Origin of the sequence: Dyella sp. LX-66 (assembly GCF_018599165.1) — a bacterium.
Classification (GTDB): Bacteria; Pseudomonadota; Gammaproteobacteria; order Xanthomonadales; family Rhodanobacteraceae; genus Dyella_D; species Dyella_D marensis.
In genome coordinates this window covers 42,879-50,305 of record NZ_JAHFVJ010000021.1, presented here as the reverse complement: position 1 = coordinate 50,305, position 7,427 = coordinate 42,879, and the positions used below count along the sequence as shown (strand labels likewise).

Here is a 7,427-nt window from a genome sequence, read left to right as displayed (position 1 = left end):
GTGTAGACCCAGGTTAATCAGGCTACCGCAGCCGTCCACCGCTCCTTCTAGTCGCGTCGCGAGCCTTTGCTCTGAAGGCTATTTCTCTTTGGTTACTTTCTCTTTGAGCCAGCAAAGAGAAAGTGACTCGGGCGCCGGCAGGCGCACGAAATGCCCGCTGCATAAGCGGCCCAATCGCGGCCACGCGAAAATCAAACGATACCGTTACTGGATCCCGGCCTACGCCGGAATGACAAGCAACGATGCCGAGCAAAGAGCGCGCCAGCGCAACCTCAGTTCACGCAAACACCTTTGCGAAAACATGAACACAACACTCCCCTGTGGAAGAGCCCGTTGACCCTCTGCACGCATCGCTTTCAATTCGCGGTACGCACCATGCAGGCGTATGTAACATCAACCGGAGATTCCGCGCCAAGCAGACGCGCCATCTGCACAGCGCCAGCGCACAACCCGTTCCGTTCCACGACGACAAGAGGCACCCCATGAAACGCATCAGCGCATACGCGACCACCGCCCTCAGCATCGCCCTGCTGGCCGTAGCCGGCTGCACCGGCCACAACGACAGCGATCAGAATGCGCAGCCGGGTGCGGCTGCGCCGGCCAGTACGCCGAGTACGCCGGCGGCTACGCCGCCTCCGCCGGTGTCGCCGGCTGCTTCCACGCTGCCGCCGGCTTCCAATGCTTCGTCGCCGGCGCCGATGCCGGCCAGCACGGCCGCGCATTGATCTGAAACAGGTGCGGCGGGATGCATGGCATGAAAGGTTTTTCCGTTGTTTTCGCGGGAGACATCCATGTTTCCCGCCGCGCCGCGGCACCGGGCGAGGTGCCGGCACCCGCGCCCGATCCGGTGAAGCCGCCGGGTCCGCCGCCGGACCCGGCGCCGCCCTTGCCGGACAAGCCCGAGATTCCACCTTTGCCCGAGCCGCATACGCCGCCGGTCACCGATCCGGACATTCCAGCGCCGGTGACCGATCCGGTACCGCCGCCGGAGCAGCGGCCGCGCGCTTAAGTTGCGCGCGCCTTCGGCTTGCCGGCCTTGCGCGGCGTGGATGCGCCGACGTACTCGGCCAGATGCTGGCCGGTGAGGGTGGAGCGATCCGCCACCAGTTGTGCGGGTGTGCCCTCGAACACCACGCGTCCGCCGTCGTGGCCTGCGCCGGGGCCTAAGTCGATGATCCAGTCCGCATGCGCCATCACCGCCTGGTGGTGTTCGATCACCAGCACCGACTTGCCGGACGCGACCAGCCGGTCCAATAGCGCGAGCAACTGATCCACGTCGGCCAGGTGCAGGCCACTGGTCGGTTCGTCCAGCACGTAGATGCCGCCTTTCTCGCCCAGATGCGTGGCGAGCTTCAGCCGCTGCCGCTCGCCGCCCGAAAGCGTGGTGAGCAGCTGGCCCAGGCCCAGATAACCCAGGCCCACGTCCGCGAGTCGTTCGAGCACCGCATGCGCTGCGGGCACGCTGGTCTTGCCGGCGCCGAAGAAGGCCAGCGCTTCGTCCACCGGCATTGCCAAGACCTGGCTGATGTCCTTGCCGCCGAACTTGTACTTCAGCACCTCGGCCTGGAAGCGCTTGCCTTCGCATTCCTCGCAGACGCTGGCCACGCCCGCCATCATCGCCAGATCCGCATACACCACGCCGGCACCGTTGCAGGTGGGGCAGGCGCCTTCGGAGTTGGCGCTGAACAGGGCGGGCTTGACCTTATTGGCCTTGGCGAACGCGTTGCGGATGGCGTCGAGCATGCCGGTATAGGTGGCCGGATTGCTGCGCCGCGAGCCGCGCACCGGCGCCTGGTCGATCGCCACCACGCCGTCCTGGTTCGCCACCGAGCCGTGGATCAGCGAGCTCTTGCCGGAACCGGCCACGCCGGTCAGCACCGCCAGCACGCCGAGCGGAATGTCGACGCTGACGTTCTTCAAGTTATGCATCTTCGCGCCGCGCACCTTCAGCGCACCCGTAGGCTTGCGCACCGACGGCTTCAACACCGCGCGGTCGTCCAGATGCCTGCCGGTAAGCGTGCCGCTGGCGCGCAGCTGTTCGACGCTGCCTTCGAATACCACCTTGCCGCCGGCCGAACCGGCGCCGGGACCCAGGTCGACCACGTGGTCGGCGATGGCGATCACCTCCGGCTTGTGTTCCACCACCAACACCGTATTGCCCTTGTCGCGCAGCTGCAGCAGCAGCTCGTTCATGCGCTGGATGTCGTGCGGGTGCAGGCCGATGGTCGGCTCGTCGAACACGTAGGTGACGTCGGTCAGCGCCGAACCCAGGTGCCGGATCATCTTGGTGCGCTGCGCCTCGCCGCCCGAGAGCGTGCCGGCCGGGCGCTCCAGCGACAGATAGCCCAGGCCGATCTCCACGAAGGAATCCAGCGTATGCAGCAGCTTGGCCAGCAGCGGCGCCACCGAAGGCTCCTTCAGGCCGCGCACCCACACGGCCAGATCGCTGATCTGCATGGCGCAGGCGTCGGCGATATTGAGCTTGCCGATCTTCGAGGAACGCGCGCCTTCGCTCAGCCGCGTGCCGTTGCAATCCGGACAGGTGCTGAAGGTGACCACGCGCTCTACGAAGGCGCGCACGTGCGGCTGCATGGCGTCGACGTCCTTGGCCAGCATGGATTTCTGCAGCTTCGGGATCAGCCCCTCGTAGGTGAGGTTGATGCCGTCGACCTTGATCTTGGTCGGCTCTTTGTAGAGCAGGTCGTGCAATTCCTTCTTGCTGAACTTGCGGATCGGCTTGTCCGGGTCGAAGAAGCCGCAGCCGCTGAAGATGCGGCCGAACCAGCCGTCCATGCTGTAGCCGGGGATCTTCAGCGCACCTTCGCTGAGCGACTTGGCGTCGTCGTACATCTGCGCCAGGTCGAAGTCGGTCACCGCGCCGCGGCCTTCGCAGCGCGGGCACATGCCGCCGGTGCGGTTGAAGGTTTCCTTCACCGTTTTGGTCTTCGCGCCGCGCTCGACGGTGATCGCACCGGCTGCCTTCACCGTGGGCACGTTGAAGGCGAACGCGCTGGGCGGGCCGATATGCGGCTTGCCCAGGCGGCTGAACAGAATGCGCAGCATGGCGTTGGCATCGGTGGCGGTGCCGACGGTGGAGCGCGGGTCCGCGCCCATGCGTTCCTGGTCGATCACGATGGCCGTGGTCAGGCCTTCGAGCACGTCCACGTCCGGGCGCGCCAGCGTGGGCATGAAGCCCTGCACGAAGGCGCTGTAGGTTTCGTTGATCAGCCGCTGCGATTCGGCGGCGATGGTGCCGAATACCAGCGAGCTCTTGCCGGAGCCGGAGACGCCGGTGAAGACGGTAAGGCGGCGCTTGGGGATGGCGACGCTGACGTCCTTGAGGTTGTTGACGCGGGCGCCGTGGACGCGGATGAGGTCGTGGGGGGAGGCGGGTGGCTTGGCCTTGCTCATCGTTTGTCCTCTATGTATCGAGGCGTAGGTTGGGGTGAGCCGCAGGCGACTGCGAAGGCAGGATGCCGTAGCGAACATCCGCATAGCGGATGGCCCGAAGGGCGGGCTGCTGATGCAGCCCGTAACCCCAACAGGCCCTGCACCGCGCCGCCACGTTGGGGTTCGCTGCGCTCACCCCAACCTACGCCGTAGCTTGTTGTTCAGCGCAGCTGCTGGATACGCAGCATGTTCCCGGCCGGATCGCGCACCGCGCAATCGCGCACACCGTAGGGCTGGTCGGTCGGTTCCTGCACGATGTCCGCCTCGCGCGCCTGCAGCTTCTCGAACGCGCCGGCCAGGTCGTGCGTGGCCAGCAGGAGGATGCCGAAGGTGCCCTTGGCCATCATCTCGGCGATGGTGCGGCGCTCGTCGTCGGTGATGCCGGGGCTGGCCTCCGGCGGGTACAGCACGATATTGACGGCGGGCTGGCCGGCGGGGCCGACGGTGATCCAGCGCTTGCCGCCGTAGCCGACGTCGTTGCGCACTTCGAAGCCGAGCGTGTCGCGGTAGAAGGCAAGCGCGGCATCGGGGTCGTTCTGGGGCAGGAAGCTGGAGTGGATGGCGATGTCCATGGCGACGGTCTCAGTTGGGTTGGCGTGGGGTCTGTCCACGGCGTTCAATCTACCGGCGGCTCGGTTTCCGGCGCTTCTCGATTCCTGATCGGTCGCGTGACCTGCCTGGCCACGCAGGAGGGCAGGCCGCTGGTGATCTCCGCCTGCTGCTTGCGGTAGGCGCCGGGGGACATGCCGACCAGTTCGGTGAAGCGCGTGCTGAAGGTGCCCAGCGAGGCGCAGCCGACTTCGAGGCAGACTTCGGTCACGGCGAGGTCGCCGCGGCGCAGGAGGGACATCGCTCGCTCGATGCGGCGCGTCATCAGGTAGGAGTAGGGGGATTCGCCGTAGGCGAGGCGGAATTGGCGGCTGAGGTGGCCGGCGGACATGCCGATGTCGGTGGCTAGTGCTTCGACGTTGAGTGGTTGGGCGTATTCGCGGTCGATGCGGTCGCGGACGCGGCGGAGGCGCGCCAGGTCGCGCAGGTGCGTGGAGGAGGGGGGCTTGTCGCTCATCGCGGGGATCGTGTCACGCGTTACTTGGGTGCTCAAGTGTGGGGCGCTGTGGCTCTTCATGTCGCCTTGGGCCTCCCTACTCGTCATGCCGGCGTAGGCCGGGATCCAGTAACGGTATCGCTTGGTTTTCGCGGTGACGCGAACGGGCCGCTTATGCAGCGGGCATTCCGGACGCCTGCCGGCGCCCGGGTCACTTTCTCTTTGCTGGCCCAAAGAGAAAGTAACCAAAGAGAAATGGCCTTAAAGCAAAGGCTCGCGACGCGACTAGAAGGAGCAGTGGCGGCTGCGGTAAACGGATTAACCTGGGTCTACACGAAGCGAAGGTGCGTTTACGTAACGCTCGCTTCAACGTGCCGTTGCCGAGAGGATGTTCAAGGACCGAGGCCAGCTTTGGCTCTTCGTTCCTGCCTGCCTCACGCCATCACCCCTCTCCCCTCCGGGGAGAGGGCAGGGTGAGGGGCCGGGGCTCGCGAGGGCATATCTATTTGCCCATTCGCTCTACTCGGCACGTGCCAACCGCCATGCCAGTACCAACGTGCGCAAGCAACACCGCTGGCCCACCCTGACGCAGCCACGGCCCCAAACAACCTTCCACCTCATTCGCCAATACGGATACTGAGCTCAATCCGTGATCGGGCGCACGCATGCACTGCGTGTGTCCGCACGGTTCGATGCGATGTCTCGCACGCTTTGGTTGTCGGGCTTTCGGGCTTGCTGCTGCGATCATCGCTACCCATGCGCCTCCCTGTGATGCTGTTGCCGGGATACGAGGCGTGCTGTTGTCTCTTCGCTCGTTCTGCTGGCCGCCATGTCACGTCATACCTCTCTGCTTGCACGGGAACGGATCCCGCCGCTTCGTGACCAGGGATTGGAATGGATCGACGATCCGCGTTTTGCGTTTCCGTTTCTGCTGCGCAAGGGCGGTTATGGGTATGTCGCTTCGCTGCTCGTGCTGCTGCATGAGGGCGGTGGCAGTGAAACGCAGTTTGCGGGGGTGGCGGAGCGTATCGCCGAAGGTGTGGCGGTGGTGATGCCGCGGGCTTGTGTGCCGTTGCGGCGGGGGGCGTTTGCGTGGGATCTGGCGGCGCTCGATGCGGGTGAGCAGGCGATGAGTCCGGCGTTCCGTTCCAGTCTCGAAGGCATGCTCGGTTTCGTCGGCATGCTGCAGGCGTGGCTGGGTGTGGATGCGTCGCGTACGGCGGTCGCGGGTTTCGGGCAGGGCGGGCTGCTGGCGGCGTCGATGGCGCTGGATGCGAGCCGGCCTGCGCATGGGCTGGGCCTGCTCGGCGGGCGCCTGCCGGCGCCGGGCGAGCTGCTGGCGATGGGGGCGGGGCAGGGGCATCTGCATGCGTTCGTCGGGCATGGCGTGCTGGACGAGCAGATGCCGCTGGAGCATGCGGAACACACCGTGGTGCAGCTGGGGCGGCATGGTGCCGGGTGCCGGCAGCGGCGCTATCTGGCCAAGCATGAGTTGACGCCGCAGATGCGCAACGACTTCGCGGCCTGGTTCAACGAGTCGTGGCTGGACCGTACCGTGCTGGCTTCGCCGCTCAAGGGCGATACGCGCTTCTTCGGTTGATGCACTGAAGTTTTCGGCGCCGCGCTGCGCACCGCCACCGGCGGTGCGCAGCGCGGCGTTTTTTCATGCCGCCGCGCGGAAGGCCTGGCGCAGCGGCGTCACCTTCGCCGCCCGTTCCGCGCGGTAGGTGCCGGGGGCCTGGCCGGTCCAGCGGCGGAAGGCGCGGGCGAAGTTGGCCTGGTCGGTGTAGCCGACCAGGCTGGCGATGTCTTCCAGGCGCAGCGAGGGGTTGCTCATCGCGCGCAGGGCTTCGCGCTTGCGCACTTCGTCGACCAGGGTGCGGTAGCTCCAGCCTTCTTCCTGCAGCCGGCGCTTCAGCGTGCGGGTGGAGACGCACAGCGCCTTGGCGGCCGCTTCGATCGGGAAGGTCATGTCCAGGCGGCGTTCCAGCAGGTGCTCGACGCGGCCGGCCCAGTCGCCGGGGCGGCGCACGCGCGCGTGTTCCTGCTCGCACTGCTGCAGCAGCACGCCCAGCACGCCGGCATGCGCGCTGGCGACCGGGGTGGCCAGGCTGGTGCCGGACACGATCAGGCGCACCTGGCCCGGATCGCCGGCCAGGGCCGGCATGGGATGGTGGCGCGAAGCGGCCACCGCCCGGCTCAGCGCGCGCGCCGGCAGGTACAGCGCCATCGCCTGCGGCGGCAGGCCGGCCAGCTGCTCGCACAGGCCCAGGGTGAAGCCGACGAAGCGGTCCAGCGCGAACGAGCGGCCGGGCAGCAGGGGGTAGAGGTCGCGGATGGTGAATTCGACGCCGCCCGGCACCACCGCCTGGCGCAGTTCGAAACCGCCGGCCAGGGTGGGGGCGAAGCGCGCCCACAGCTTCAGCGCCTCGCCCAGGGTCGGGCAGCTCAGCAGGGCGAAACCCAGCACGCCGTGTTCGGCGACCCGGCAGGCGCGGCCGGCCAGGTGGCCGAGCTCGGGCACGCCCAGGCTTTCTACCCGGGTGCACCATTGGTCATCCAGGCGCAGGGCGACGCTGCCCTCGCTGCCAGCCTGGGCCAGCGGGCGGTCGAGCTCGTCGAAGGCATGCGTCACCGGTCCGCCGTGGGCGACCAGCAGGCGGCGCAGGGTGAAGGTATGGGCGGCGGGTATGACCAGGCGGTCGGGCGGCATGGGTGACATCGCGGTCTCCAGCTCTCCGCGGGCTGCGGAGCTGATGAGACGCAAGTCTCGGTTTTTACGCCGGATTGGCATTCGTGAGGGATGAACGAAGCATGCGTTTTCGATGTGCGGCGGCTTCTATATATGGAGTGGCGCCCGAAAAACCGGCGTAGGTTGGGGTGAGCCGCAGGCGAACCCCAACACCGCGACGCACACCCGGGGGGCGATGTT

7 protein-coding genes are annotated in these 7,427 nt (G+C 67.0%); 3 read left to right on the top strand and 4 right to left on the bottom strand.

The window, feature by feature from the left end:
* Nucleotides 1-482 precede the first annotated feature (482 nt).
* Nucleotides 483-725 (top strand): hypothetical protein, encoded by a 243-nt coding sequence (locus tag KK141_RS22375; protein WP_214573164.1) that lies wholly within the window; start codon nt 483-485, stop codon nt 723-725.
* A 29-nt stretch (nt 726-754) separates the two neighbouring features.
* On the top strand, nt 755-1,009 hold the full coding sequence (locus KK141_RS22370; RefSeq protein ID WP_214573163.1) for a hypothetical protein: 255 nt from the start codon (nt 755-757) through the stop codon (nt 1,007-1,009).
* On the opposite strand, the gene KK141_RS22365 is transcribed toward KK141_RS22370, so the two are convergent.
* The 3 genes from KK141_RS22365 to KK141_RS22355 form a co-directional block, all read right to left on the bottom strand.
* Nucleotides 1,006-3,411 (bottom strand): excinuclease ABC subunit UvrA, encoded by a 2,406-nt coding sequence (locus KK141_RS22365; protein ID WP_214573162.1) that lies wholly within the window; start codon nt 3,409-3,411, stop codon nt 1,006-1,008. The genes KK141_RS22370 and KK141_RS22365 overlap by 4 nt on opposite strands.
* Before the next feature lie 200 nt (nt 3,412-3,611).
* The gene (locus tag KK141_RS22360; protein ID WP_214573161.1) at nt 3,612-4,022 is read right to left on the bottom strand and encodes a VOC family protein; all 411 of its coding nucleotides are present in this window, start codon (nt 4,020-4,022) and stop codon (nt 3,612-3,614) included.
* Between the two features lie 44 nt (nt 4,023-4,066).
* Complete coding sequence (locus tag KK141_RS22355; protein WP_214573160.1) at nt 4,067-4,516, bottom strand: AraC family transcriptional regulator; 450 nt, start codon at nt 4,514-4,516, stop codon at nt 4,067-4,069.
* A gap of 868 nt (nt 4,517-5,384) precedes the next feature.
* Between KK141_RS22355 and KK141_RS22350 the strand changes: the two genes are divergently transcribed.
* Nucleotides 5,385-6,095 (top strand): hypothetical protein, encoded by a 711-nt coding sequence (locus KK141_RS22350; protein WP_214587361.1) that lies wholly within the window; start codon nt 5,385-5,387, stop codon nt 6,093-6,095.
* 63 nt (nt 6,096-6,158) lie between these two features.
* On the opposite strand, the gene KK141_RS22345 is transcribed toward KK141_RS22350, so the two are convergent.
* Nucleotides 6,159-7,217 (bottom strand): AraC family transcriptional regulator, encoded by a 1,059-nt coding sequence (locus KK141_RS22345; protein ID WP_214587360.1) that lies wholly within the window; start codon nt 7,215-7,217, stop codon nt 6,159-6,161.
* Nucleotides 7,218-7,427 lie beyond the last annotated feature (210 nt).